This window comes from Undibacterium sp. GW821-FHT11H02 (assembly GCF_058808015.1).
Map to the genome: position 1 here is coordinate 90644 of NZ_JBXARG010000013.1, position 26618 is coordinate 117261.

15 protein-coding genes are annotated in these 26618 nt (G+C 44.9%); 7 read left to right on the forward strand and 8 right to left on the reverse strand.

Annotation, left to right across the window (positions count from 1 at the left end):
- Positions 1-182: 182 nt before the first annotated feature.
- Complete coding sequence (locus AC1RR2_RS14080; protein ID WP_493222891.1) at positions 183-1436, forward strand: hypothetical protein; 1254 nt, start codon at positions 183-185, stop codon at positions 1434-1436.
- 123 nt (positions 1437-1559) lie between these two features.
- Here the strand turns inward: AC1RR2_RS14080 and AC1RR2_RS14085 are convergent, their stop codons facing one another.
- A complete protein-coding gene (locus tag AC1RR2_RS14085) occupies positions 1560-2018 on the reverse strand; it encodes an Lrp/AsnC ligand binding domain-containing protein (protein WP_186916519.1) in 459 nt (152 codons plus the stop codon).
- A 155-nt stretch (positions 2019-2173) separates the two neighbouring features.
- Between AC1RR2_RS14085 and putA the strand changes: the two genes are divergently transcribed.
- Positions 2174-5824 (forward strand): trifunctional transcriptional regulator/proline dehydrogenase/L-glutamate gamma-semialdehyde dehydrogenase, encoded by a 3651-nt coding sequence (gene putA / locus AC1RR2_RS14090; RefSeq protein WP_493222892.1) that lies wholly within the window; start codon positions 2174-2176, stop codon positions 5822-5824.
- Positions 5825-5933: 109 nt separating this feature from the next.
- Here putA and AC1RR2_RS14095 read toward each other — a convergent pair whose 3' ends face one another.
- A complete protein-coding gene (locus AC1RR2_RS14095; RefSeq protein ID WP_493222893.1) occupies positions 5934-6707 on the reverse strand; it encodes a DUF481 domain-containing protein in 774 nt (257 codons plus the stop codon).
- 260 nt (positions 6708-6967) lie between these two features.
- Between AC1RR2_RS14095 and AC1RR2_RS14100 the strand changes: the two genes are divergently transcribed.
- The 3 genes from AC1RR2_RS14100 to AC1RR2_RS14110 are packed head-to-tail and all read left to right on the forward strand — an operon-like array spanning position 6968 to position 8515.
- Positions 6968-7315, forward strand: coding sequence for a hypothetical protein (locus tag AC1RR2_RS14100; protein ID WP_493222894.1), 348 nt, complete (start codon positions 6968-6970; stop codon positions 7313-7315).
- Positions 7316-7321: 6 nt separating this feature from the next.
- On the forward strand, positions 7322-7798 hold the full coding sequence (locus AC1RR2_RS14105) for a nuclear transport factor 2 family protein (RefSeq protein WP_493222895.1): 477 nt from the start codon (positions 7322-7324) through the stop codon (positions 7796-7798).
- Between the two features lie 27 nt (positions 7799-7825).
- Complete coding sequence (locus AC1RR2_RS14110; protein ID WP_493222896.1) at positions 7826-8515, forward strand: CAP domain-containing protein; 690 nt, start codon at positions 7826-7828, stop codon at positions 8513-8515.
- A gap of 2 nt (positions 8516-8517) precedes the next feature.
- On the opposite strand, the gene AC1RR2_RS14115 is transcribed toward AC1RR2_RS14110, so the two are convergent.
- The 3 genes from AC1RR2_RS14115 to AC1RR2_RS14125 all read right to left on the reverse strand — a co-directional run bounded on the left by AC1RR2_RS14115 (position 8518) and on the right by AC1RR2_RS14125 (position 13582).
- Positions 8518-10446, reverse strand: a complete 1929-nt coding sequence (locus AC1RR2_RS14115; protein WP_493222897.1) for an ATP-binding protein — start codon at positions 10444-10446, stop codon at positions 8518-8520.
- A 5-nt stretch (positions 10447-10451) separates the two neighbouring features.
- A complete protein-coding gene (locus AC1RR2_RS14120) occupies positions 10452-11753 on the reverse strand; it encodes an HD-GYP domain-containing protein (protein WP_493222898.1) in 1302 nt (433 codons plus the stop codon).
- A 227-nt stretch (positions 11754-11980) separates the two neighbouring features.
- Positions 11981-13582: an amidohydrolase family protein gene (locus tag AC1RR2_RS14125; protein ID WP_493222899.1), complete on the reverse strand. Its 1602-nt coding sequence runs from the start codon at positions 13580-13582 to the stop codon at positions 11981-11983.
- A gap of 415 nt (positions 13583-13997) precedes the next feature.
- Between AC1RR2_RS14125 and AC1RR2_RS14130 the strand changes: the two genes are divergently transcribed.
- Positions 13998-15923, forward strand: a complete 1926-nt coding sequence (locus AC1RR2_RS14130) for a M64 family metallopeptidase (RefSeq protein WP_493222900.1) — start codon at positions 13998-14000, stop codon at positions 15921-15923.
- Between the two features lie 697 nt (positions 15924-16620).
- Positions 16621-19650 (forward strand): TonB-dependent receptor, encoded by a 3030-nt coding sequence (locus AC1RR2_RS14135; protein ID WP_493222901.1) that lies wholly within the window; start codon positions 16621-16623, stop codon positions 19648-19650.
- A gap of 844 nt (positions 19651-20494) precedes the next feature.
- Here AC1RR2_RS14135 and AC1RR2_RS14140 read toward each other — a convergent pair.
- The 3 genes from AC1RR2_RS14140 to AC1RR2_RS14150 form a co-directional block, all read right to left on the reverse strand.
- On the reverse strand, positions 20495-23554 hold the full coding sequence (locus AC1RR2_RS14140) for a TonB-dependent receptor (protein WP_493222902.1): 3060 nt from the start codon (positions 23552-23554) through the stop codon (positions 20495-20497).
- Positions 23555-23953: 399 nt separating this feature from the next.
- On the reverse strand, positions 23954-25360 hold the full coding sequence (locus tag AC1RR2_RS14145) for an L-cystine transporter (protein ID WP_493222903.1): 1407 nt from the start codon (positions 25358-25360) through the stop codon (positions 23954-23956).
- 212 nt (positions 25361-25572) lie between these two features.
- Positions 25573-26532, reverse strand: a complete 960-nt coding sequence (locus AC1RR2_RS14150; RefSeq protein WP_493222904.1) for a D-2-hydroxyacid dehydrogenase family protein — start codon at positions 26530-26532, stop codon at positions 25573-25575.
- Positions 26533-26618 lie beyond the last annotated feature (86 nt).

Sequence of the window (26618 nt, forward strand, 5' to 3'; positions counted from 1 at the left end):
AAAGTCAAAACTGACAGAAAATCAAAAAAAGATGTAACCAAATTCATTCCTCCGCGTTAGCTATAGGAGGACGCTACAAACGCGCTATAATGCGCACGAAGCGACTCTAATTTGATTAGATCTTGCGTAGAACACTGGGTTGCGTTTTATTTATTTACATCGCTCATTTTAATTATATTGCCATGACAAAAAAATCTCCTATCGCCTTGGCGGCACTCCTGTTTGCCCTTGGAACCAGCGCAGTTACTTTGCTACCCGTCGCAGCGCATGCGCAAACTGCAGAAAAGAAAGAAGCATCGAAAGAAGTGATTCGTGCGGAATGGACTAAGCCATGGCAAGAAATTCAAAAGCTGATCACGGATAAGCAGTACCCAGAAGCTTTGGAAAAAATCAATGCCTTAAGTAAATTCGAAAATAAAACACCTTACGAGAATTTCTTCTTGAGCAGAACTAAAGCGGTAATCGCTTCCAGCACGAACAATACAGATTTGTTGGCAGTCTGCTTTGAAGAAATGATTAACAGTGAATTTTTGTCTGCAGCAGAAAAATCGAAATATATAGATGGAATGGCTGGCATTTTTTACAATGCAAAAAGATACAAAGAATCGCAAGTTTGGACTAAGCGTGCTCTTGCGATAGAGCCAAGCAACACCGTGATGCAAGATCTGGAAGTGCAAAATTATTATTTAAGTGATGATTATGCGAATGCGGCTATCGCAGTTAAAGCACAGATCGCCGCAGATGAAGCGGCGAAACGTGTACCGGGTGAGACCCGTTTGCGTTTATTGCACGGCGCGAGCATGAAGATGAAAGACACCGACGGTTCCACCAAGGCTTTAGAATTACTGGTGAAATACCATCCTACTAAAGAATACTGGGCTGACTTGTTATATCGTCTGCCAAATAAACCAGGTTTTAATGATCGTCTGCGTCTGGACTGGTATCGCCTGTTGTTAGCCACAGAAAACATGGAAGATGGCTCCCAGTTCATGGAAATGGCGGAAATCGCCTTGTTGTCTGGTCTGCCATTAGAAGCCAAGCACATCATGGAAGCTGGTTACAAAGCGAACTTGTTGGGCACAGGGAAAAACATGGCTAAACATAAGCCTTTGTTGGATAAAGCGGCCAAACAAGCAGCGGATGATGCAAAAACCTTAGATGCGGGCGAAGCATCAGCCAAAGCGGCCAAAACAGGCTTGGGTATGGTTAATATGGGCTATAACCTGGTCATCAACGGCCAGCATGAGCGCGGTATCAGTTTGATGGAACAAGGTATTGCTAAAGGCGGATTGAAGTCACCTGAGGAAGCAAAACTTCATTTGGGTATGGCTTATCTGCAAGCAGGTAATAAAGCGAAAGCGCATGAAGTGCTCAAAACCGTACAAGGTAACGATGGCTCTGTGGAATTGGCGAACTATTGGATGTTGATGAAATAAGTCGGAAGATGAAAAGCCGCGATCTGTCGTCATTGATGGCTAAGACATCGCTGCAAAAAAGTTAAAAAAGCAGTAAGGGCAACCTTACTGCTTTTTTGTTTTTTGGGTACAGGACTTGTTGTGTTATTTGATCGGTAATGCCGTGGTGTTTTTGACTTCTTCCATTACTGCATAGGTATGCGTCTCACGTACGCCACTCAATTGCAATAAGGATTTTCCAAGGAAATCGCGGTAAGCATTCATGTCCTTGACCCGCGCCTTGACCAGGTAATCGAATCCACCGGCCACCATATGACATTCCAATACCTCAGGAATCGCCTGAACGCCGCGCTTGAATGCGTCAAATACATCGGGTGTCGTACGGTCTAATACCACTTCGATAAAAACAAGTAGGGCGACATCGAGTAAATGTGGATTAAGTTGGGCGGTATAGCCTAGAATGTAGTCCGATTCTTGCAACTTGCGTACTCGCTCCAAACATGCTGCTGGAGAGAGGTTGACTCTGGTAGCAAGTTCTACATTACTGATACGGCCGTCATTTTGTAATTCGGCCAGAATTCTTTTACTGATTTTGTCTAGCATAAGAAGTTAGTTCGGTAGTTATTAATAATATTTGGTGGAATTCTCTCACAAAATACAATATTTCGATATACCTCGTTATTTCCAGAATTAATCCTCGCCAATGATCTATACAATTAAATCATATTTGCTTTTATAAATAAATGATGAATCCACCCATGAATCCTCAATCTCCTTATCTCCCATTTCAAACGCTGCAGCAAGAATTGTTAGCGAATCCTTCGTCGCTCAGAGTCAAAATCACCGAAGCTTATCGTCGCGATGAGGCGGAAGCAGTGGATTGGTTACTTGCAAATATGCAAGAAATTCCGAGTGCAAAAAACAACACTTATGAGCTCGCGAAGAAATTGGTCAGTTCGGTGCGTCAGCAACGTACCCGTGCTTCTGGCGTGGATGCTTTGATGCACGAATTTTCTTTGTCGTCTGAGGAAGGGGTGGCTTTGATGTGTCTGGCGGAAGCCTTGTTGCGAATTCCCGACGCAGCAACCAAGGACAGATTGATTGCCGACAAAATTAGTAAAGGTGATTGGCGCAAACATTTGGGTGAATCGCCATCCCTATTCGTAAATGCCGCGACCTGGGGTTTGTTAGTCACAGGCAAATTGGTTAGTACCAATAGCGATCAAGGCTTGGGTTCAGCATTGACGCGATTGATCGCTAAGGGCGGTGAGCCTTTGATTCGTAAAGGCGTGGATTTGGCGATGCGCATGTTGGGTAACCAGTTCGTGACGGGTCAGACAATCGATGAGGCACTGAAAAACAGTCAAGACAATGAAGCGCGCGGCTATCGCTATTCTTACGATATGCTGGGCGAAGCAGCTTTGACCATGCACGATGCCGCGTTTTACTACAAAGCTTACGAAACTGCGATTCATGCAATTGGTAAAGCATCTAATGGTCGTGGTATCAAAGATGGCCCGGGTATCTCGGTCAAACTCTCGGCTTTGCATCCACGTTACTCGCGCGCGCAACGTGCACGCACGATGGAAGAATTACTGCCATTGTTAAAGAAACTTCTAGTCTTGGCGAAGCAGTACAACATCGGCCTGAACATCGATGCGGAAGAAACTGATCGCTTGGAATTATCTTTGGACTTGATGGAAGCGTTGGCTTTCGATAAAGATCTGGAAGGTTTCGAGGGCATAGGTTTTGTGGTGCAGGCTTATCAAAAACGCTGTCCATTTGTGATTGATTATCTGATTGATCTTGCGCGGCGCAGCGGTCGTAAATTCATGGTGCGTTTGGTCAAAGGTGCGTATTGGGATTCTGAAATCAAACGTGCGCAAGTCGATGGTATGCCAGGCTTCCCCGTCTACACACGCAAGGTTTACACCGATGTGTCCTATCTGATGTGCGCGCAAAAATTGTTGGCAGTCACTGATGTGATCTACCCACAATTTGCAACGCACAATGCATTAACCTTGTCGACGATTTACAGTTGGGCGCAAGAAGCGAAAGTCACCGACTATGAATTCCAATGCCTGCACGGCATGGGTGAAACTTTGTACGATCAAGTGGTTGGTGCAGATAAGCTGAACAAGCCTTGCCGTATTTATGCACCGGTAGGATCACATCAAACCTTGTTGGCCTACCTGGTACGCCGCTTGTTAGAAAACGGTGCTAACTCTTCTTTCGTGAATCAAATCGTTGATGAGAAAATTTCTATTGATTCATTGATCGAAGATCCAATTCAGATCGCAAAAAATCTCGCGGGTCAAATGCATAGCGGCATTCATTTACCAAGTAATTTGTTTGGTAAAGAACGCAAAAATTCCGCTGGTATGGATTTCAGCAACGAATTGCAATTGCAAAAAATTAGTGCGCATTTCAGTGCATTCAGCCAGCAAACTTTGACCGCAACACCACTTTTGGCGGGGACTGTATCGGCGAGCGCAGCACGTCCCGTATTGAATCCCGCTAATCATAGTGATGTAGTTGGGCAAGTGGTAGAAGCCGATGCCAGCGACGTGCAAACTGCTTTGGCTGCTGCGCAAGCTTATGCAACTGAATGGCAAAATCAAACGCCCGCAGCGCGTGCCGCTTGTTTGAGCAAAGCCGGTGATTTGCTCGAAGCACAGACTTTGGATTTCATGGCTTTGGCAATACGCGAAGCAGGCAAGTCTTTGCCGAATGCTTTGGCTGAAGTGCGTGAAGCGGTTGATTTCTTGCGTTACTATGCAGCGCAAGTTGAAACGCAACCACAGACAGAAGCTTTGGGTCCAGTGGTATGTATCAGCCCTTGGAATTTTCCACTCGCCATTTTCATCGGTGAAGTCAGCGCCGCTTTAGCCGCAGGTAATGTGGTGTTGGCCAAGCCAGCCGAGCAAACACCTTTGATTGCTCACCGTGCGATTCAATTAATGCACGAAGCTGGCGTACCTGTCGAGGCTTTGCAATTCTTGCCAGGGACTGGCGAAGTGGTAGGTGCACAATTGGTGGCCGATAGCCGTGTTAAGGGCGTGATCTTTACTGGCTCTACCGAAGTGGCGCAAATCATTAATCGTATTTTGGCGAAACGTTCAGTCGCAGAGAATATTGACATCCCACTCATCGCTGAAACCGGCGGTCAAAATGCGATGATTGTTGACAGTAGTGCCTTGCCAGAACAAGTCGTGAATGATGTCGTCTCTTCTGCTTTTGATAGTGCAGGACAACGTTGCTCGGCTCTGCGTATTTTGTGCTTGCAAGACGACATCGCCGATAAAACTTTAGAAATGTTGCATGGTGCGATGCAAGAATTGCGGGTCGGGATTCCAGATCGTTTGGCAACTGACATCGGTCCGGTAATCGACGCTGAAGCGCAAAAGAATCTGCAAGCCCATATTGATGCGATGCGCTCTAAAGCCAAGTCTTTTTACACTTTAGATTTACCAGCGAGCTGCAAGAACGGTACTTTTGTAGCGCCGACTGTGTTGGAAATTAATTCTCTGTCTGAATTGACTAAGGAAGTATTCGGTCCGGTCTTGCATGTGTTACGTTACCAACGTGATGATTTGCCCGCGCTGATCGATGCCATTAACGCTACCGGATTTGGTTTGACACTCGGCGTGCATTCTCGTATCGATGAAACGATAGAATTCATCACGCAACGTGCGCATGTCGGTAACATTTATGTCAATCGCAATATTGTGGGTGCGGTGGTGGGCGTACAACCATTTGGTGGTGAAGGTAAATCAGGCACTGGTCCAAAAGCGGGTGGCCCCTTGTATTTAAAACGCTTGCAAAAAAATCCAAGCATGAATTTCAGCGGTAACACCGTGTATGAAAAACAAGCACCAATTGCTTTGGATGCCCTAACCGTATGGGCGAAAACGCATGGACACCTTGATGTCGCTGCATTGGCAGAACAGTACGCACGTCAAAATCCATACAAGATGACGATGTTGTTACCTGGGCCTACAGGCGAAACCAATACGTTGGCATTCTCTTCTCGCGGTCGGGTATTCTGTGCCGCGAAAGATGTAGCGACTTTGCTCAACCAAATTGCTGCCGTGGTTGCAACGGGTAATACGGTTGTAGTAGAAGCGCACACTAAACAATTGTTGCCAGCTGATTTGCCAAAATTGGTAGCTGATGCAATTCTTATCGCTAATTCTGATCAGTCTCATGCGCAGTTCGCTTTAATTGCACGTGAGCTTGCAGCAAGTTATCGCAATGTATTTGCACAACAAGATGGCGCGATCGTTTGTATCGTGGAGGCAGACGCTAAGACTGAAATACCATTGTGGCGACTGGTTGCGGAGCGTGCCTTGTGCGTCAACACGACTGCGGCGGGTGGTAATGCTAGCTTGATGACTTTGCAAAGCTAAGCCAGTCAATTCGTCGATTTCTACGAATTGACTGAAAATTAAAAAACCGTATAAGACTGATATTGGTCTTATACGGTTTTTTTGACTGCAGTTTTAAGCCCGGTAAATTTTAGTACTTGTAGCCAAAACCAAAGGTGATCAAGCTATTGGTGTTCTTAAAGTTGTTGCTCGGTTTGCTGGTGTAACTGAAGGCGGCACCCGCATTTAGAGTCCAACCATTTGCGACCACAGTCGCGAGGTTGATATCGAGGGTGCTGCGAGTACCAATATCGCCGGTACCTGGATAAATAGCCCAACGTTGTTTGATACTGGAGGTTGCACTGATTTTGTGAGTGGATTCTTCACCGAGTAAAAATTCGAAACCGCGCTTGCTGGTCGGTGATGGTGGAATAGTAGTCCCAAATTGCGTTTCTGAAAAACCGATACCGGTAAATACATCAAAGTTGGTCACGTCCGTTTTGATCACTTTAAAACCGGCACCGGCATTGATGGAATAACGTGAATCAATGTTTTGAATCTTATTCGTTTCTAGTTCACTACCACCAAAAAAGAAACTATGTTCGGATAAATTGTAATCATAACGGCCACCCAGACGCAGCAATTGTGCTGTATTGGTCTTAATATTATTGATCTTATTACTGCCGTAATTGATCAAACTGTAGAAACCCAGCTTGTCCTCTTTGCTCGCTTTAGTTGCATTTGCCACCACATTGAATGTTTGTGAAGACGTATTACTTGAAGCCAGTGAGCCTCCAATGGAGATGCCACCATGCCATGTGTTGTCTTGTAAAGTTTGCGCCTGAACGCTATCAAACTGTGTGGCTGCTAAACCTAAGAGGACAAGAGTTTTGCAGCTCAGCGAAAAAAAACGGGGGTAGTGCATGAAATTTCCTTGTTGATTTGAGTCTGTACTTGGCGCTTGCCTGCATCAATACTTTGCGCGCCAAAATTATAACTTTGATTATGGGCTGTCCAATGCGAATTCACTGAACTTAGTCAAGCTATACATAACGATACTTTGCTGTCGTGGTTGACTACGCAAAAATGATTGTTGTATAAAATCAAAAGAAAATTGCAGAAGTCGCTAATTGAGCGTCTTTTCTGTTCTACACTTAGCCTTATTTTGATTGAATTGGTGATGTGATGCGTACTGTCTTGATTTCTTCAATGTTGCTTAGTTTGTGCTTAGTCAGTGCTTGCGAGCGCCTCGGTGTTCCTGACCCTGCGAAAGATGCTGCAATTCGTGAAGCGGATGCGCGTGCAACCGGCAGCGCTTGTCGTCATGCCGGGCGTGGTATAGAAGATTGCTATGCCATGAATCCCGATGCATCACGAGCCGCCGTATATGCCGGTTGGAAGGAAATGAACGACTACATGCGTGAAAATAATATTGTTGAAATTAAACCGACAGCGGCTGCCACTGCGGCAGCTTCTGAATCCGCCTCAGCTTCCGCTTCCAGCTCTGCGTCGGCATCTGCCAGTTCACATTAAAAATCTATGCACGCTAACGCCCAATTAATCCAAGAATTTTATCAAGCCTTTCAGCGTCGCGATGCGATCGCGATGGCGAGTTGCTACGCTGACGATATCGAATTTTCTGATCCGGTTTTTCCGAGACTGCGCGGCAAGCAAGTTGGTGCGATGTGGCAGATGTTGACCAGTCGGGCCGAAGATTTTTCTTTAAGCTTTGACGGCATTGAAGCCGATGCGACGAAAGGTCGTGCGTCTTGGGTCGCGACTTATCGCTTTAGCCAAACTGGTCGCATGGTGGTGAACCGGATTGAGGCTCAATTTGAGTTTCGTGACGGTAAGATCTGTCGTCATCAAGATCACTTCGATTTGTGGAAGTGGTGTCGTCAAGCCTTGGGTCTTACCGGTTGGCTATTTGGCGCTTTTCCTATGGTACAAAATAAGATCAGAGGACAGGCCGCTGCTGGTTTGGCGAAATTTATCGCGATCGCTGATAAGGCTTAGCAGGTATTTGGACTAAGGTATTTAGAAATGCAGAAAACTCGCCAGCAAGTTGTCGGAATGGTTTTTCTAATCAGTATGATGTCGGCTTGTTCATCGGAACTGAGCGTCGTTCAAGACCCCGCCTCAAGGCAAATCTCAAGCGCTGTATTGAAAATTGATAATGGCGTGTTTGCCGATATTTTCCCAACGGATGGCTTAAGCAATGACACTTGTGGCTTGCCCGATTTCACTGAGCCGGTGATCCGTAAAATTAATGAAATCAGGGCTCAGGCTAGGTATTGTGGTGGTGAGTATTTCCAAGCTGCCGCACCGCTGGCCTGGCAAAACAGCATACGAAACGCGGCCTATCAACATGCCGTACAAATGGCGCAGGCGAATGTCGTGTCACACACCAGCTTTGATTCACGCGAATTAAGTCAAAGAATTTTAGCTACGGGTTATCCCTATATGAAAGCTGGCGAAAACATCGCTGCAGGTCAACGTACTTTAGACGATGTCATGCGCGGCTGGCTCGAGAGTCCTAGTCATTGTAACAAAATGATGGACCCCGATTACACCGAAGTGGTCGTGGTTTGTGTCGCTAAGAAAAATTCGTTTTATAAAACGTATTGGACGATGAATTTGGTGCAGCCTTTTCCTAGCGAAACGGCGTCAAAAAAGAAGCCTCCCAAAGAGCCTTCCGTCATAGAGAAATTTTTTTCCAGCCGTAACTTGTAAGCTTAAAGCCTAGGGCCGGCATTTTTAATCAGTAGCTCTGCATTGTGCACGACAGGCAAAGTAAACCAGAACAAACTGCCTTTATTGACTTCACTTTGAAAATTAATTTCGCCGCCCATTTTTTCCACAAATGATTTTGCGATATTAAGACCGAGTCCAGTGCCGCCTCGTTGTCGTGTGTTGGAGCCATCTGCTTGTGCGAATTTAGAAAAAATGCGGTCCCGAAATTCAAGTGGGATACCAATTCCACGATCTTCCACCTCGACACGGATAAAAGCATCATGTTTGAGTAGACTTACCACGACAACCTCGCCCTTGGGTGAAAACTTGGCAGCGTTGGACAGTAAGTTAGCAAATACCTGCATCACGCGTTCGCTATCGCCGAGCGCAAAAAGTGGTTCGCTGTCACCTGAAAATCTGTATTGAACACCGAGTGCTGCGGCATACGCAGCGTTGGCTTCTATCGCCTGTAAGGCAAGTTGTGTCAGGTTGAAACTTTCGGACTTAAATTCCATTTTGCCCGATACTAATTTTTCCATATCGAGCAAGTCATTGACTAAGTTTCCGAGGCGTTGGCTATTCCTATGGGCGATGCGTATCAAGTGCATTACTTTGGGTGTCAGTTCTCCAGCCGCACCGTTCTCTAATAAACCCAGTGCGCCACGAATCGAGGTCAGTGGTGTTCTCAACTCGTGGCTGACCACAGAAATGAATTCTGACTTTGCACGATCAGCTTTCTTCTGTTCGGTCAGATCTAAGACAAAGCCGACCCACTCAAATCGCGATCCCTCTAATTGTGCGAGTCCCACCATGACGGGTACCTTGCTCCCATCTTTGCGCGTCAATTCAGCTTCGAATGGCGCAGCTTGACCATATTCGCGAATTTCTGCCAATGCAGCCTGGTGTGCCTCATGATATTCGGGAGAAGTCAGTTTTAGCCATTCAACTTGATTGTCGAGAATATTCGAGTGTTGCACGCCCAATAGCTCAAGCAAGACGTCATTCGCTAGTGTTAAGTGACCACTCATATCTCCTTGAAAGATGCCAATCAGGCTGGAGTTGACCAGACGGCGCAGGCGCGATTCACTGATCTTCAATGCATCGACCATATGTGACTTGTCTTGCACTGCGAGTTCAGCCAAATTGAGCGCATCGACCAGATCATTTTCTACTTTTTTCATCGCACTGATATCGCGCATACTAAATACCCGGCCAACCAAGCGGTCGCGTAGATACTCCGGTTTCGAAACGCAAATGATATGCCGTCCATCACGCGTCCCTAAAGTATTTTCGGTGTCGGCTTCAGGATTATTTTTTATCCCTTGCAACGTCGCTTCAAATGGTTCCGGATGACGTAAGCATGATAGGACATAATCCATCATAAATGCTTCGTCACGAGCGACGATTAATTCATCGGACAGGTCCCACATCGCGGCGAAGCGGCGGTTCAAATTGATTACCCGACCTTGTAAGTCGACCGATAAAATACCTTCGGCGGTCGCTTCTAATGAACTCTGTAATTGTGAGGCTAAAAGGATTTGTTCTTGCGCCATGCGACGCTTTTCGGTGAGTACCTCGACTTGAATAATCCAAAAACATTGACCTTGATCACTAAAACTGGTCACGCGTTTCTCGATAGGAATCACTTCGCCTTGATTACTCAACCATTCGCTTTCAATTACCCTGGTGCCGCAAAATTCTGGATTGAGCTTAAGCTCTTCCCAAAAAAAGACATCCTGCAAGGCACATTCTATGTTTGAGAGAGCTTGCCCTAATAGAGACTCGCGCGTCTGACCTAAGATGTCGCAGGTGCGTTGGTTTGCTTCTAGCAAAATCAGATCAATTGCCGACACGACCATCAGTGGTTCGGTCGCATGCTGCAAAATATGATGCAACAGTTTGGCATCTAAGACGGTGTTGGCGTCATTCATCTTATTTAAGCTTGGGTGCTCGCGATGTTGCCAGGCGATTTTTTTGATTTGGAATCGAAATAATAGTTTACACGTTTGCGTGGATTTAAATATTCAAAGATCGCCTTCGGCAATAACCCGGGACGGATGCTGGCGATAATTGACAGATCTGCACCTTCCTCTGCCAAATCAAGAATAATTGCATCCTCTTTGCGGATTTCAGCGTCGTATACCAAGACACGCGGACGCAAAGGCTTACCGACGTTCACGTTCATGACCAATCCAATTGCTTCATTTGACAAGCGCACAATAGTGCCCGGCGGGTACACGCCCAAGCTTTTGATCATGGTCGCCATCACCGCCGCGTCAAATTGGGCACGACGATGTGCATACATCGTTGATAAGGCTTCATGCGGCGTCATGGACTGACTGGGGTCGACGTGATTACACAAGTTGTCATACACATTCGCTATCGTAACGATACGCGTGGGCAAGCGAATTGCTTCGCCTTTCAGTTTTTGTGGATAACCGCTGCCGTCCATATGTTCATGATGCTGCGCGATCACCTCTAGCATGATTGGCGAAAGTCCTGCGGTACGTCCAACTTCGACTCCGTACTGCGTGTGCATTTCGAAAAAATTCTGTTCGGGCTTGGTAAGCGCTTCGGTTTTATTAAGAATTTTTTCTGGGATATTGACTTTGCCTATGTCATGGAACAAGGCAGCCATACCAATCGTTTTGATTTGGTTCTCATTGCATTTCATTTCACTTGCCAACATCATTGCCAGTACCGATACGTTGAGTGTATGAAAATACAGCTCTTCATTTGCGCCAGTTTGTTGGATCAAATGCATGACCGTGTCATTTGAATCAAGAAAAATGTCGGCAATACTGTCGATTAACAGACCCGCTTCTCTGATGGTTTGTTCAGGTTGTGAAAAGATAGTTTTGCCTATAGAGCGCACCACCGTCGCCGCATGGACAAACTTTTCTTCACAGCGCGCCAGCTCGGTACGCTGACGTGTCAGTTTCTCAAAGCGAGCTCGTTTTGCTTCAATAATGCTCTCAAATACCTGTGCGGAAGCTGGAATACTCGGTGCTTTGACCGAAGCGGCGGGCTTATTTCCAGAGGTCTGCACTAGATCAGACTTGGATGGTATGTAACGTATATGTTTTAGTTTTAATGCGAGCAATTCATCGAGTTGTTCTTGATTGGTGATTTTGAACGAATTCATGGAAAACGAATGCTCAAACCAACTCAAATCGAGCTTGATAAACATGCCGATCTTAACTTGCTCAATGGCGATGAGTTGAGCATCGTCAGACATCATGCATCTCCAAGATGGGTGTCATTTGAAGATAGCACAGCCATGTTTGATTTGCAAAAAATCTCGGCGTAAAACACATATTCAAGCATAGAGCAGGCCCGGTTTGAGGATAAAAAACCTCTGAATGTAAATTACTGTAAAAAATGCGCTGAGTCGGCAAGGCGCTGAAAGAAAAAATCCTATTAACTAACAGCGCCTTGTGGCTTGCCAGATGTTGCTGTGTCAGATCACTGGGTAATTGATGTTGTCTTGGATTTCTTCACCATGGCTTTGACATCCGCTAGCAATTGTTTTGCGTCGTAAACGATGCCATCTTTGACGGTATATTTAACGCCGCCTACCTGTTGTACTTCGCCATTTTGCTTGAGTCGGGTGTGTCCGGTACCGTATAAAACTTTAAAATTCGCTAGCGGGTTTTCATCCAAAATCGCTAAATCCGCTAGTTTCCCTGCTTCGATACTGCCCGTGATTTGATTGATACCTAAAGCCTCGGCACCAGATAGTGTTGCCGCTTTCATGACTTCTAAAGGATGGAAACCCGCTTCGCGTAATAATTCCAATTCTTCTATGGTACCGAAACCGTACAGCTTGTAGATGAAACCAGAATCGGAGCCGACGGTGACCCGCCCGCCACGATTCTTGTATTCGTTTACAAACTGCATCCACATACGATAATTTTCTTTCCACGCGACTTCATCTTCGGTACCCCAGTCAAAGAAAAAGGAGCCGTGTGAATCAGGATTAGGTGAATAAAATTTCCATAGTGAAGGCAAAGTATATTCGTCGTGCCAAACCGCACGTTGAGCGCGCATCAAGTCGCGGGCGGCCTGATAGATAGTGAAAGTCGGGTCGATGGTGAAATCAAGTTTTAACAATTCTTCCATCACCGCATTCCATTTGGCACTGCCTGGTTTGGCAGCTTGCGCCCATAAGCGACCTGCTTGAGCAAAACGTTGTTGCTCGTTTTGGTAGTTATAGTCGGCCGGGTAGTTCTGTACGGTCTGACCATCAAATAAGGCTTCTGGCAATCCATACCAGTGCTCCATCGACGTTAGACCCCAACGCGCGGTATTGAGCACATTGACGCGTGCGACATCGATTTGCGCATGGTGGCAAGCGGAACGCATGCCTTGCTTTTTGGTTTCTTCTAAAGCGGCTTGTAGAATATCAGGGCGGTAGCCGAAACACTTCAAGCCATCCGCGCCTTTTGTTTTCATATCGCGCACCCAGACTCGTGCCTGTTCAGGCGTAGTGAAAGGCGTATTTTGGCCTTGTCCAAAATAGGGATAAGCGAGAATACGCGGCGCTGTAATTTTGTTTTCCGCACTGCGTTTTTTTTCACTTAAACAAAATTCCAAACCATTACCGCAAGACGGATCACGTATGGTGGTGATGCCATGCCCCATCCATAATTTGTACACATACTCGGCAGGCGTGCCTTGCTCTGCACCACCTATATGACCATGCATATCGATGATGCCCGGCATCACATAATGTCCTGCCAGTTGCATCTCTTTTCCTCCCGCTTTAAGTTGCGGACGATTGCTTCGCACATTCGAAGTCGGTGTGCCGACGATGACCACTTGAGTAATTTTGTTTCCTTCAATGACGATATCGGCGGGGCCAAATGCTGGTGCGCCAGTACCGTTAATGACAGTGACTTCGCGCAGGATCAGTTGAGAGTATGGGCCTTGTCCTTCGTGCCGATCAGGTGCCGGGCTGACTTTGAACTTGTGTTCATCGGTGTAAGCGTGGACAAGCTTGAAGTTGAGGCTTAGTAATGCTGCAGCGCTAAGAGCTGCCAGACGAATAATGCTGACCAGTTTCATAACATCTCCTCCTCGGACTATGCGCAGCACAGTCAATTTTTTTTGGGTCGACAATACAGATATCAACGGTCAGTCTGGGCTGAGTTTGGTATCCGTTCGTCGGCGTTTATATTTGCGGTCTTTTTTGCGGTTTTGTTTTTTTGTTTCTCGTCTATCCTAATATTAGGTATCAACGAGTTCTTAGAGTTCGCTTTGTAAATTTAGTTCCGTGCAGCAACTTGAATAGCATTTGTAGATATAGTGTGATTTTGAAATGAGTGTTTTTGCAATAAAATGCCGGGTAAATGACTCACTTGCAGAACAAATTCGCGTAATATTTGTTTCCAGTTTAAACCGTGCTTTACTAGTTTTCCGGTCGCAGTTTGGATATTTTTCCCAAATTTGAAAAAGTTTTTTTGTTCATTTGAGTGCAGATATGGCTGATATTACCCAATTATTGAATTCTGGACCTAGCGCAAAGCGGGTCGATATAGTGATCGTTGCCGAAGGTTATACGCAGGCCGAACGGACCAAATTCTTAGCGGATGCCAATACATTTATCAATATGATTTTGGGTAGTGACAACGCTCGCCTGAATGCGCCATTTTCAACCTATAAGAGTTTTTTTAACGCCTCAGCTTTGTTCGTTGCCTCGGCGCAGTCTGGCACTGATCAACCTAACAATGGAATTCAAGTCAATACTTACTTTAATTCCACACAGCATGGCAGTGATGGCCGACTTTTGTATGGCGATTCTGGCTTGGTGGAACAAGTTGTCGCTCAAGCGCTGTCAGCGGATGCACATGAATTAACCATCGTCTTGGTCAATACACCACTGTATGGTGGCGCTGGCGGATCTATAGCCTGGGCTTCTGCCGGAAATAGTGCTGCGTCTGAATTGGCATTACATGAAATTGGTCACAGCTATGCGGGTCTGCAAGATGAATACGTCGATGCTACCGTGGCCAAGGATTTTCCTCTTTCTAGTTCAGCCTTTCGTAATAGTGCGCATGTAACTGACTCTCTCAGTCGCATTCCATGGAGCGATTGGATGGGCTATGTCGATGGGGAGCTCGGTGTAATCGCTACTTATGAAGGTGGATATTACCGCTCAGCGGGCGTTTGGCGGGCTACGCAAAATTCTAAGATGCTCTATTTAGGTGCGCCTTTTAGTGCCCCTGAAAAAGAGGCATTTGCACTTAAGTATTATCAGTCTATTGGTGATTATTTGAGTGTGACTTCCACTATTCCCGGTCTTTATGAACCCGCGACTTTAAACAATGACTTGTTTTCTTATACTTGGAAATTCAATGGGACGAGCTTGACCTACCATCAGGCTTCTTTATTTGATGCTTATGCGCATGGTGCTTTTAATGGTAGTTCGGGCTTGAGTTTGGTGTCGATTGATCACACCGGGACAATACGTAAAAATTTATTGAGTACGCAGCAAACCGAGACTATCAATGTCACGAACCTTGTAAAGCAAGTTCAGACTGCCAATTATGCTGCTGTCGCTGACGATACAAATCGGATTTTGCAATTTTCTATGGAAAATAATTCGATTAGTTTGAACGATATGCTCAGTGCACAAAAAATCTATTTGGATGGCGGTAGCGGCGTAGACGTCTTGCGCTTACCGATAAATTTGACTGGAAGCACCGATATTAGCTTGAATCGACTTGATACCGGTACCGTTTTAATCAGTAATAAGGGCTTGGCAAATTGGGCTTTGCACAATATTGAAACGATACAATTCCAAGATTTTTCTATAAATTTAGATATCCATTCCAACGCACTTGGCATTAGTCAGCGTGAATTAAGTGACTTAGAGGATTTGTATGTAGCGTTCTTCAACCGCATTCCTGAAGCGGATGGGTTGAATTATTGGATCACACAGTACAAAGCGGGACAATCCTTACAAATGATAGGAAATTCATTTTATAACGCAGCCATTTTTTACTCTGAACTTACTGGCTACAGCGATAAGATGAGCGCAGAGAGTTTTGTCAATATGGTCTATAAGAATGCATTGGGACGGGTTGATGGCGCCGATGCCGAAGGACTAGATTATTGGTCTGGACAACTTAAATCTGGAAATGAAACGCCTGGAACATTAGTCCATACCATTTTAGATTCGGCACACAAATTCAAAGGAGATGCTACATGGGGTTGGGTTGCAGATCTTTTGGACAATAAAGCACTTGTTGCAAATAAATTTGCAGTCGAATGGGGGCTTAATTATTCTAGTCCAGAAGCGTCAATTGTGAATGGAATGAAATTGGCGCAATTGATTACTGCAAGCGATATTAGTGCTGCTTTGACATTAATTGGTATTAATGATGCTCAAATATCGTTTGCCTAGCTAACACTTCATGCATTAAGGACAAGTCGATTTTAAGCCTAACGTTAAACACTAGAACTTCTCACATTCATAAAAGTGCCTGCAAGAAACTTTAAATCGTTTCTTGCAGGCATTTTCTTTGTTGGAAAAAATAGGCAAATAGAGATCTTGATTAAATACTAAAACACATTTCTTTGCTCTAAATGCAACATGATTTCTGACGATTTTACCCAGCGAATAGTTGCAAATCTGCATGTTTTTTAGATTAATATATTAAAAAAGCAGATTTTGATTTTTTTCTTTCACTCATTTTTTATTTTGCAAATTCGAGAAATGCCAAATAAGGCATTTTCAAATCCTCAAATATTGAAATTTTCCACTGAAATAATGACTTAAGTAAATTTAGTTAAGTAATTGAAAAATTAATTTAACAAATTTTTCTGTTGTTTTTTGGAGTGGAATTCTTCGGAAAAATTGACACGCTGAATCGGGAAATGATCTCATTCAACCTGCATGGTTTTTTTGGGACGTTTCAATAGATATTATGATAATAGAAACGTAACAAAAGGCAAAAACTTGAATTGATAGAACAGTGCTGACCGGTGCAAACCGTTCGAAGAATAAACTGATTTGAATTGCAAATAGGTCATTTTCAAGTTTTGTGCAGCGGTGAGGAAGTGGTGATGACAAGGTGTTTTTTTACTTATAGGGTATTTCAATGGCAAATAATAAATTTAATATGAAGCAAATCCAGCGCTCTGCAATCGCAGTGGCGGTTGGTATGTGCTTCGCATCCATGGCCTACGCACAAAATGCTGACGGTACTATTTTTGGACGTGCAAAAGCTAAAGAGCAAATTCAAGTAGTTAGTATTGAAAATGGCTCTTCTCGTACTATTGAAGCAGACAAAGATGGTGGCTTTACGTTCTCTAAATTGCCAGTTGGCCGTTATAAAGTCACTGCTGGTGGCAAAACACGTGAAGTGTCGGTCGCGATTGGTTCTGGTACTGAAGTCAAATTCGATGATGTTGCAACGGTAACTGTTACTGGTTCACGTACACGCAATCCAATCGACGTTTCCAGCACAGAATCGAATACCGTATTCTCCTTGGCTGAAATTCAAGCATTGCCAGTTGGCCGCAATGCAACAGCAGTTTCCTTGCTGGCTCCAGGTACAGTCGCAGGTGATGCAGCTTTCGGTAACTTAGCTTCTTTCAGTGGTGCTTCAGTTGCAGAAAACGGCTATTACATCAATGGTTTTGACGTTACTAACATGCGTAACTTCACAAACTATGCGTCTTTGCCATTTGATGCAATCAGCCAACAACAGGTAAAAACCGGTGGTTACGGCGCCGAATTTGGTCGTTCACTTGGTGGTGTAGTCAGTTTGTCATCTAAGCGTGGTACAAACCAATGGAAAGGTGGCGTTTCTGCTTACTGGACACCTGGTTGGGCAAACGCTAAAGGTCAGACTGTTCAAAACCGTGATAAAGATGCGTGGATTGATGCAAACACACCTTCTTACACCATATTTAGCCCAGCAGAAAATAACTTTAATAATCTGTCCTACAACCTTTATGGTGGTGGCCCAATTATCAAAGATAAATTATTCGTATTCGGTATCTTAGAAGGCCGTAAAAATACCACGGATACTTATGGTGGCTCTACAAGTCAAAAGACCATCGCGCAAACGCCAAATGGCATGATCAAACTTGACTGGCAGATCAGTGACGATCACCGTTTAGAATTCACCGGCATCAGCAATAAGCGTAAAACGAGCTACACAATTTACGATAACTTAACCAACGCAGACAAATACGCGTTGCGCCATGTAGGCACACCACGTTTGAGCTCTATCGAAAGTGGTGGCGACGTTGAAATCCTGAAATACACAGGCTACATCACTGAAAACCTGACGGTATCGGCGCAGTATGGTCGCGTATACAGCTTGTTAGGAAAAGTTAATGATCCATCTAATTTTGGTGCAGAATGCCCTGGTATTTATGGCGCCAATGGTCAGCCAGCCTATGGTTGCTGGAATCCAGCGCATTTGACGATTCGCGATTTGAATGCACCGGATGATTCCGATACACGTAAAGGCAAACGTTTAGACTTCGAATATTTGGCAGGTAGCCATACAATTCGTGCAGGCTGGGATGGTCAAGATTTCATTTCTACTCAAGCCGGCTCTACATATAGTGGTGGCGTTTACTATCGTTACTACACAATGCCAGCGAGTCGTACTATCAACGGTGTAGTGGGTGCTGGTACGCCTGGTAATACTGAATATGTGCGCGTTCGTAAGTATCAAACAACATCAGGTTCTTTCTTGGTGAAGAATGATGCAATGTACCTCGAAGATAGCTGGAAAGTGACTAAGAATGTTTTGGTTTACGGTGGTGTGCGCTCTGAGTCTTTCGACAATAAGAATGGCGACGGCGTAAGCTTCGTTGACCGTAAGAACTTGTTAGCTCCACGTTTGGGCGCTGCTTGGGACGTGAATGGCGATGCAAGCATGAAGGTTTATGGTAACTTTGGTCGTTACTATATCCCTGTTGCGTCCAATACTAATATTCGTGGTAGTTCTGCTGAATATTTGGAAGGCCGTTACTACAACTTCACAGGCAAAGATCCTAAAACCTTGGCTGCTTTAGGTTTAGGTCCAGAAATCGGCCAAGCAATTATCAGTGGTTCTCTGAAGGCGCCAAATCCAGGCACAATCGCAGATACTAAATTGCGTCCTATGTCACAAGATGAATTTATTTTGGGCTTCCAAAAATCTTTGGCTAAAAACTGGTCTATGGGTGTCAAAGCCGTTTATCGTAAAGTTAACGACGGTATGGATGACTACTGCGCACACACTGGCGTAGCAAAATGGGCGGATGATAATGGCTACAAAGATTTCGATCCTGATACTATGGCGGGTTGTGTCTTGATGAACCCAGGTCGTCCTTTGAACATCCAGATCGATGCTAAAAATGATGGTAAATTAGTATCGGTTACTGTACCAAACAGCTATTTGGGCCTGGCTAAGTATGAACGTACTTACAAGGCAATTGAATTGTCTATGGAACGCCCATTTGATGGTAAATGGGGTCTGTCCGGTTCTTACGTTTATGCTGTAGGTAAGGGTACTGCCGAAGGTTATGTACAGTCTGACTTGGGTCAAGAAGATGCTGGTATTACACAGGATTTCGACTTCGGTTCATTCACTGATGGTGCCTATGGTACTTTGCCAAACAATCGTACACATGCTTTGAAACTGTATGGTAACTACGCAATCAACGATAATATTCGTTTAGGCGCCAACTTCACATTGGCATCTGGTCGCTCTACTAGCTGTATCGGTTATGTACCTGTTACAGTGCCTGATTATAACGGTCCAAGTGGAACAACTAACGGTGGTTCCGGTGCGTACGGTAGTGCATCTAGTTACTACTGCTTAGATGCCAATGGTAAGTCTGTGTTAGGTCACCGTGGTAATGGACCAACTATGCCTTGGACTAAGTCATTGGATTTGAATGCTGCATACATCATGAAGTTGGAAAGTGGCCGTACTTTGACTTTCCAAGCTAACATCTTCAATGTATTCAACACTCAAACTATGACTATGGTTAATCAAATCCGTGATTACAGTCGCGATACAACAAAATTGCCAACAGGCAATAAGTTGAATCCTAACTACGGTGCTCCAGCTGCATTTATGGGGGCTCGTACTGCAAGTGTTTCAGCTCGTTATGAGTTCTAATATTTGATTGTTGTCAGATGGTAAAAAGGGGCCGTTCGCGGTCCCTTTTTTTTGCGCCCAGCTGAGGGCATTCTCTAAGAAGTGCGAGATTCTAAGTCAACCGATTCGGGGGGGGGCAGCTAGTCGAACCGCAATAGTGTCGTGGTTAGCAGCGAGTTAGAGGGAATAGAAAGTAAGTAGAGCAGTAAATAATGAAGCTTACGGATGCCAATTTTCGGATGATGCAGTCGAAGTTTCGTCACCCATTCGATGACTTGTTCATGCTCATTTCGACCCACTTGGTGGCATTCAATTTGTTGATAATATGCCAGACCTGTCCAAGAAAAATAGTGGCAAGCTTTGCTAATACTTATTTGAGGCGTTTTTTGTGCTCAAGGACTTGCCTAGGTGTTTTCTGGAATGGCGATCCCAAAGTCATCTCGAATGACATTCACGATGGATTCAAATAGCTGCGCCTTCTCGTTGGCGCTCTTGAGTTGTTTCTCAAGTTCTTTGATCCGTTGTTTGGCGTCAGTGCTAATGGTTCTTGGGACTTGGCTAAATTGAGAGTTTTGCTTAGTTCCCTATTTGCGCGACCACACTAAAACTGTCGATCGACCCTGTCTCTCATAGTGCGTTTGGGCTTGTTTGTAGCTCATGTCGCCTTTTGCGCCTGATCAACCAGTGATAATTTAAAGGCTAAGGTGTAGTCTTCTTGACTCCTGCGTTCTGTTGATTTCATTGACGCTCTTTTCAATCTCGAAGAAAACAGTCAACCTATTTCAGGCTGTGTTAGGACCCAAAAAAAAAGCCCCGACGGATCGGGGCTTTCCTATTACAACTGGAATGACATCATAAATTCATATTAGAACTTATGGTTGTATTCAGCTGTGAAGCGCACAGAACGTGGGTTCGTGTAGCTGATTGGGCGCTCAAAGTTCGCGCTCATACGAGTACCACTGTTGTAAGCCTCTACTACGTTTTGCAATGTTTGAGTATTTGTAACGTTAAATACATCCATCTTAAATGCAAATCCACCCAAGAATGCTGGTTTGTAAGTAATGTTCAAATCCAAACGTTTGTCGAATGGCAGGTTACCGAGCTTGCCACGTGGAACCAAAACATTTTCCGTTCTAGTTTCACCGAAACAGAAGAATGCCTGGTTATTGTAGTTTGGAGAATCGCCAGGTTTTGGATCACCACCCAAGCATGAGCGTGGACGACCAGATGCCAACAACAAGTTACCGCCAACTGACCATTCGCTGTTCAATTGATAGAAACCAAATGCTTTGATCTGATGAGTACGATCATTTGGCAACAACCCTTCTGCACCACGTTGAACTTCTGGGTAATCCCAAGCCGCAGTTACTGCAACGTCAGCTTGGCCGTTATCAGAACGTACCTGGCCTTCTGTATTACCATAGCTGCGTGACCATGTGTAGTTCACTTTGCCATACCAGCCATTGCGGAATGGATGTTCTAAGAACAGATCCAACGCAGTGTAAGTACGGATAGCTTTTGTGAAACCCAGATCTGCTGCGCTCAAAGCGACTTCTTTATATGTACCCTTACCGTCGATATCCATCACGAAAGTATTGGCTTGACCTGGGTTGAACAGGTAGCAATCAGCACCAAAGTTTACATTTGTGATCGTTGTTTTTGTACGAGCAGCCCAAGCATCAAATGGACGGTGATCGCACAAATCATCGATCGTGGTCTTCAATGTACGGTAAGTCATACGAGCACCAGAATTCCACTCAGGAGCCAATTGTTTTTCAAAGCCGAAAGTGATTTCGTCTTGGAAAGTTGGCTTCATATCTTTTGCGGCAAATGATTTGGCGTCTTTTGGCTGACCATATTCATTATTTGCAGAGATCGGTGCGGTCAATTCTTTCAGACCTTGTGGTTGACCATTCGCATCTGTACCGGTGTAAGTGTAGTATTGTGTTGCATTGTAAGTTGCACCAGCTGCACGCAAACCAATATTAGTTGGAATAGGTACTGAGTAACGACCTGCGGAACCGAATACTTTCAAGGAGGCGTCGCCATTCACGTCCCAAGATACTGCTACACGTGGATTGATTTCACCAGGTTGATCCAAGAACTTTTGACCTAATTTGTTCTTGTTCAAGAATGCTTCGTAACGAATACCGCCTTGTATCATCAAATTCTTAGTGACTTGATATTTGTCTTCGATGTAAAACGCAGATTGTTCACCATGTGACTCAGTAACGTCTGAGTAGTAGCCTTTTGCAACATAGTAACCTTGTGTACCATAACCACCACCAGAAGCTGTTGGTGGCACTGTGCCACCTGTTACATCGATTGGGAGATTTGGTTTGTCGGTCTTAAAGTAGGTCCAAGTACCGCCACCTGGTGTAGTCGAACCACCTAAGGAGTCAGTTTTGGATTTATCGAAACCAGCACGAATTGTGTGTTCGTTCAACTTGTATTCCAAATCGAAACGTGCAGATTTCACCAAATCATTACTACCAACGCCCGGTACATTGGCTGTGAACGACTGTGGGTTATTGTAGCTTAAACCTGGAACGCGATTGGCCACATCCGCAGTAACACCCATCGCTGTTGGATTGTAGCCAACTAAAGTGGTTTCATGCTTGGATTTAGCTTGGCCGTACATCGCTGTCAAAGTCAAATTCTGAGTGATTTCACCAACATATTTCAATGCATTCAACTGATTGCCGTTGTCGTTGATATTGCGGTTAGTTTGTTCAGAAGTGACGGTGCCAACGCGCGCACCAGTTGCATAGTCGTAACCAGAACGTTTGATGTTCAATACTGGTGAGTCGCCGATAGACATAAATTCCAAGCGGTGTTCATCGGCGATATTCCAGTCAAATTTAGCCAAGTAACGATTTACGGTTGCTTTGGTATCATTCCAGCCATCAACTGCATTAGATGTTGATGTACGAGTGCCGTTGACGAAACCTTGATCAGTCCTGGTTTGCTCAGCGGAAACTATCATGAACAATTTGTCTTGAATGATAGGACCGCTTACATAGCCACCATACAATTTGGAGTCAGCTGTATTTTGATTGCGACGCAAGTACAAAGTGCCATCAGTCGCAGAATTGTAGGTACGGCCTGTTTTTGGGTAGTAGATATCTCTTGGGTCAGAACGCAATGAATCTGGAGACCAACTGACGGTAGCGCCTGCTTCCCAACGATTCTTACCAGATTTAGTGATCACGTTGACCACGCCACCGATAGAACGACCGAATTCCGCACCGAAACCACCAGTCAGAACCTGTGCTTCAGCAATCGCGCCGTACGGCAATTGAGATGCACCGAAACCTGTCAATGGGTTAGTCACTGGGAAACCGTTGATGTAGTAGGAGTTTTCAGTAACCGCACCACCGCCGAAGGACGCGCCGTTACCAGCAAAACGTGTATCGCCGCGGGTTGTGTTTGGCGCTAATTGAACGATCGCTTCAACGCTCTTCGCTACTGGCAGATTTTCCAATTGACGTGCTGTGAAAGAAGCACCGTTATTTGTGGAAGAAATATCAATCGCCTTACGGGCACCGGAAATTTGAACCACTTGAACTGAGCCAGCAGCTGCAGCGAAAGTCGCTTCAGTACCTTGACCCAGCACAACATCAACTGTAGTGCTTTGATCAACTTTGCCGCCGTTCATCAAATCAACTTTGTATGTGCCGATAGGCAATGCAGTGATTTGGAAGCGACCTGTTGCATCGGCTGTCGCTGTACGACGAATACCGTTATCAGAGTTCAAAACTTGCACAGTTGTGCCTGGTTTCGCTTTACCGAAAATAGAACCACCTGCGTTGGATTGCGCTAACACTTCCGTTGGGATGCTAACAGCGACAACGCCGAAACCAAACGCAACAGTCAATGCATGTGCAACCAAAGTTTTCTTGAATACAGAATTTTTCTTGGACATGTAATTTCCTAGGTTAAAAAATAAAACAAAAGATTGTTAATTTCTTGAATAACAACCTTAAGACGAACCCTTCTAGCGGGTAACCAGTAGGGATTTCCCCTCCTACTACGGATACGATCGCGGTAAATTCATTGCCAGCGTACTATTTGCGTGCGATTACTATTCAATTTCCACCTAAATTTCAAGCAGATTAATTTCATAAATTACCATGGAAAAGTACCTGCCCTGCATGGAAGCATTTCTTGCTCTTCACTGTCAACCTCTACAGTCGAAATGAGTAGAAAATACAACGTTTTGAGAGACGTAAGGCAAGCTTTTATGTCATCTTGATCGGTGCTTTTGAGCATCTACTTTGACCTAAATTTTGCATGCCAAAATGCGGCAGAAAATATGGCGAATTTATTGTGATTGATCTATCTCGGCTGTTTCGTTTTGATCTTGATTAAACACTTTTATATTCGTTTCACCTAAAACCCGGCTGGTCAAGGTGCCTGCAGCAATGGATCCGCTGACGTTTAATGCTGTTCTGCCCATATCAATCAATGGCTCAATTGAGATCAATAGTCCTGCCAGCGCCACAGGCAAATCTAAGGAAGATAAGACGATCAACGCTGCAAAGGTGGCGCCACCCCCAACTCCCGCGACACCGACTGAGCTGATAGCAATAATGCCAAGTAGCGAGGCAATAAACGAGAACGACAAAGGATCGATGCCTACAGTTGGTGCAATCATAAATGCCAACATTGCAGGATAGATCCCAGCGCAGCCATTTTGTCCCATGGTCGATCCAAAAGAGGCAGCAAAATTGGCGATGCCTTCACTAGTACCCAACCGGTCACGTTGAATTTGAACACTCATGGGAATGGCACCAGCACTAGTACGTGAGGTGAAAGCAAAGACCAGAACCGGGAAAACTTTCTGTAGATATTTTTTCGGGTTTAAGCCGCACGCGGTGATAATCGCTAGGTGCACGCCAAACATGAGGAAGATAGCGCTGTACGAAGCTAGTACAAAATTAATTAAATTGAGAATATCGTTGCGGTTTGATTTTGCGACGACCTGTGTCATCAAGGCAAAAACACCATAAGGCGTGAGCCGCAAAATAATAGTCACCAGGCGCATGACGATGGTTTGCGCGACCTCAATGAAATGACTAAAGGATTTAAATACTTCGGCCTTCTTTTCTGCGATACCCGTTGCAGCGATGCCGACTAAAAGGGCAAAAATGACGACAGCAATGGTGGATGTTTTGCGCGCACCCGTCATATCAAGGAAGGGATTTTCTGGGATGAAACTTAATAACATACTCGGCAAAGTAATCGCCTTCGCGCTTGCCAAAGTGCCTTCTAAATATTGTCCGCGTGCGAATTCGGCCGATGAGTAGTTTAATCCCAGTGTCGTTAAGCCGAAAATTTTAGCCATAAGTAAACCAATCAGCGCCGCAATAATAGTGGTTGTGATGAGTGTGCCTATGGTGAGTGCGCTGATCTTGCCGAGCGAGCTGACATTTTTTAGTTTCAGTATGGCGCTGATGATAGATACCAGAATTAAGGGGATGACTATCATCTGTAGCAGTTTGACGTAGCCAGTGCCTATGATGTCGAGATAGGCATTAGTGCTACTCACAACGGCTGAATCGCTGCCGTAATAATACTGAAAAAATGCACCCAATATGATGCCTAGTCCTAAACCTGCAAATACGCGTTTGGTGAAAGAAATATGTTGATTCTGTAGCCAATAAAGAGTCGCACATGCGCTCAGGGCGGCTGTTAGATTGAGAATCAAAGGAAGAATAGGAAGGCTCATCGGCTTGTTTTTCTGGTTATTGTCATTTTGATCGGAGTGGGCATTCTAGCCCATATTTTTATCGCTATGCTACGTAGAATTGCTTCTTTGTTTATCGCGTTTTCTGCTATCAAGATGTAGTCAGAAATTCATGCCTGTTGATTTGTAGGACTTACGCAAAACAGACGCTGGCGTTGTTGCGTTCGCCTCGCCAGCGCAATTTTGCGTAAGTCCTAATTTGCATTGCGCCTGCAAAAGTCCAGAATGTTTTGAAATGCAGCGCCAAAATAAAGTTCATAACTATCCTTTTCTACATAGCCCAAGTGCGGTGTCAGCAAGACATTTTCTTTATTAAATAGGACGAAATCTCTTGGCAGTGGCTCGTTCTCAAACACATCCAGTGCGGCAAAGCCAGGACGTCCTGAAGCTAGCGCTGTGTTGAGCGCATCAGTTTCAATTAGCTCGGCGCGACTAGTATTGACGATCAATGCGTCGGTTTTCATGCGCTGTAAATCACTGAGTCGAACGATAGCCCGGGTCGCTGCATGCAGACGCAAATGCAAGGAAATCACATCGGAGGTTTCAAAAAATTCTTGTTGTGAAGATGAACTCTGAAAACCATCACGCACAGCTTGCAGACGACTTGCTTCGCTACCCCAAACTACTATATGCATGCCAAATGCGCGCGCGTAGCCTGCCACGAGTTTGCCGATGCGCCCATAGCCCCAGATACCTAGCTGGCGTCCCTTCAATACTCTACCTAGCTGATTGTATTGAGGGTGAATTGAGGCGGTCTGCCACAGTCCGTCTTGCAGATGTTGCGTGTAGTTGAAGATCTTGCGCGAGGATGCCATGATCAACGCCCAGGTAAGTTCGGCTGGCGCAGTTGGATCACCTACCCCCTCAAGAACTGTGATGCCGAGGTCGGCAGCTGCTGCCAGGTCAATATTGCCAGCGACCTTACCGGTTTGTGAAATCAATTTCAGCCTAGGCAATTTACTCAATAAGGCTCGATTCAGCACGGTACGCTCACGGATTAATACCAGTGCATCAAAAGAACTTAAACGAATGGCTAGTTGACCCAAGCCCACTGCGCGATTATTAAAGATTTTTACCTCATGTTCTTGGAGTAATGAAAAACAGTCTAAATGACGTACTACATCTTGATAATCATCTAAGATCGCAATCTTCATATTTCGCCTTTTTTGCAATTACAGTAAGTATATTTTCAAAAACAATTCCATTTTGATATGGATTGTGACGCAATTTTCGCCAGATC

Excerpts from the sequence above, each read along its gene's own strand:
- AC1RR2_RS14080 (WP_493222891.1), top strand. The coding sequence starts at position 183 with ATGACAAAAAAATCTCCTATCGCCTTGGCGGCACTCCTGTTTGCCCTT.
- AC1RR2_RS14085 (WP_186916519.1), bottom strand. The coding sequence starts at position 2,018 with ATGCTAGACAAAATCAGTAAAAGAATTCTGGCCGAATTACAAAATGAC.
- putA (WP_493222892.1), top strand. The coding sequence starts at position 2,174 with ATGAATCCTCAATCTCCTTATCTCCCATTTCAAACGCTGCAGCAAGAA.
- AC1RR2_RS14095 (WP_493222893.1), bottom strand. The coding sequence starts at position 6,707 with ATGCACTACCCCCGTTTTTTTTCGCTGAGCTGCAAAACTCTTGTCCTC.
- AC1RR2_RS14100 (WP_493222894.1), top strand. The coding sequence starts at position 6,968 with ATGCGTACTGTCTTGATTTCTTCAATGTTGCTTAGTTTGTGCTTAGTC.
- AC1RR2_RS14105 (WP_493222895.1), top strand. The coding sequence starts at position 7,322 with ATGCACGCTAACGCCCAATTAATCCAAGAATTTTATCAAGCCTTTCAG.
- AC1RR2_RS14110 (WP_493222896.1), top strand. The coding sequence starts at position 7,826 with ATGCAGAAAACTCGCCAGCAAGTTGTCGGAATGGTTTTTCTAATCAGT.
- AC1RR2_RS14115 (WP_493222897.1), bottom strand. The coding sequence starts at position 10,446 with ATGAATGACGCCAACACCGTCTTAGATGCCAAACTGTTGCATCATATT.
- AC1RR2_RS14120 (WP_493222898.1), bottom strand. The coding sequence starts at position 11,753 with ATGTCTGACGATGCTCAACTCATCGCCATTGAGCAAGTTAAGATCGGC.
- AC1RR2_RS14125 (WP_493222899.1), bottom strand. The coding sequence starts at position 13,582 with ATGAAACTGGTCAGCATTATTCGTCTGGCAGCTCTTAGCGCTGCAGCA.
- AC1RR2_RS14130 (WP_493222900.1), top strand. The coding sequence starts at position 13,998 with ATGGCTGATATTACCCAATTATTGAATTCTGGACCTAGCGCAAAGCGG.
- AC1RR2_RS14135 (WP_493222901.1), top strand. The coding sequence starts at position 16,621 with ATGGCAAATAATAAATTTAATATGAAGCAAATCCAGCGCTCTGCAATC.
- AC1RR2_RS14140 (WP_493222902.1), bottom strand. The coding sequence starts at position 23,554 with ATGTCCAAGAAAAATTCTGTATTCAAGAAAACTTTGGTTGCACATGCA.
- AC1RR2_RS14145 (WP_493222903.1), bottom strand. The coding sequence starts at position 25,360 with ATGAGCCTTCCTATTCTTCCTTTGATTCTCAATCTAACAGCCGCCCTG.
- AC1RR2_RS14150 (WP_493222904.1), bottom strand. The coding sequence starts at position 26,532 with ATGAAGATTGCGATCTTAGATGATTATCAAGATGTAGTACGTCATTTA.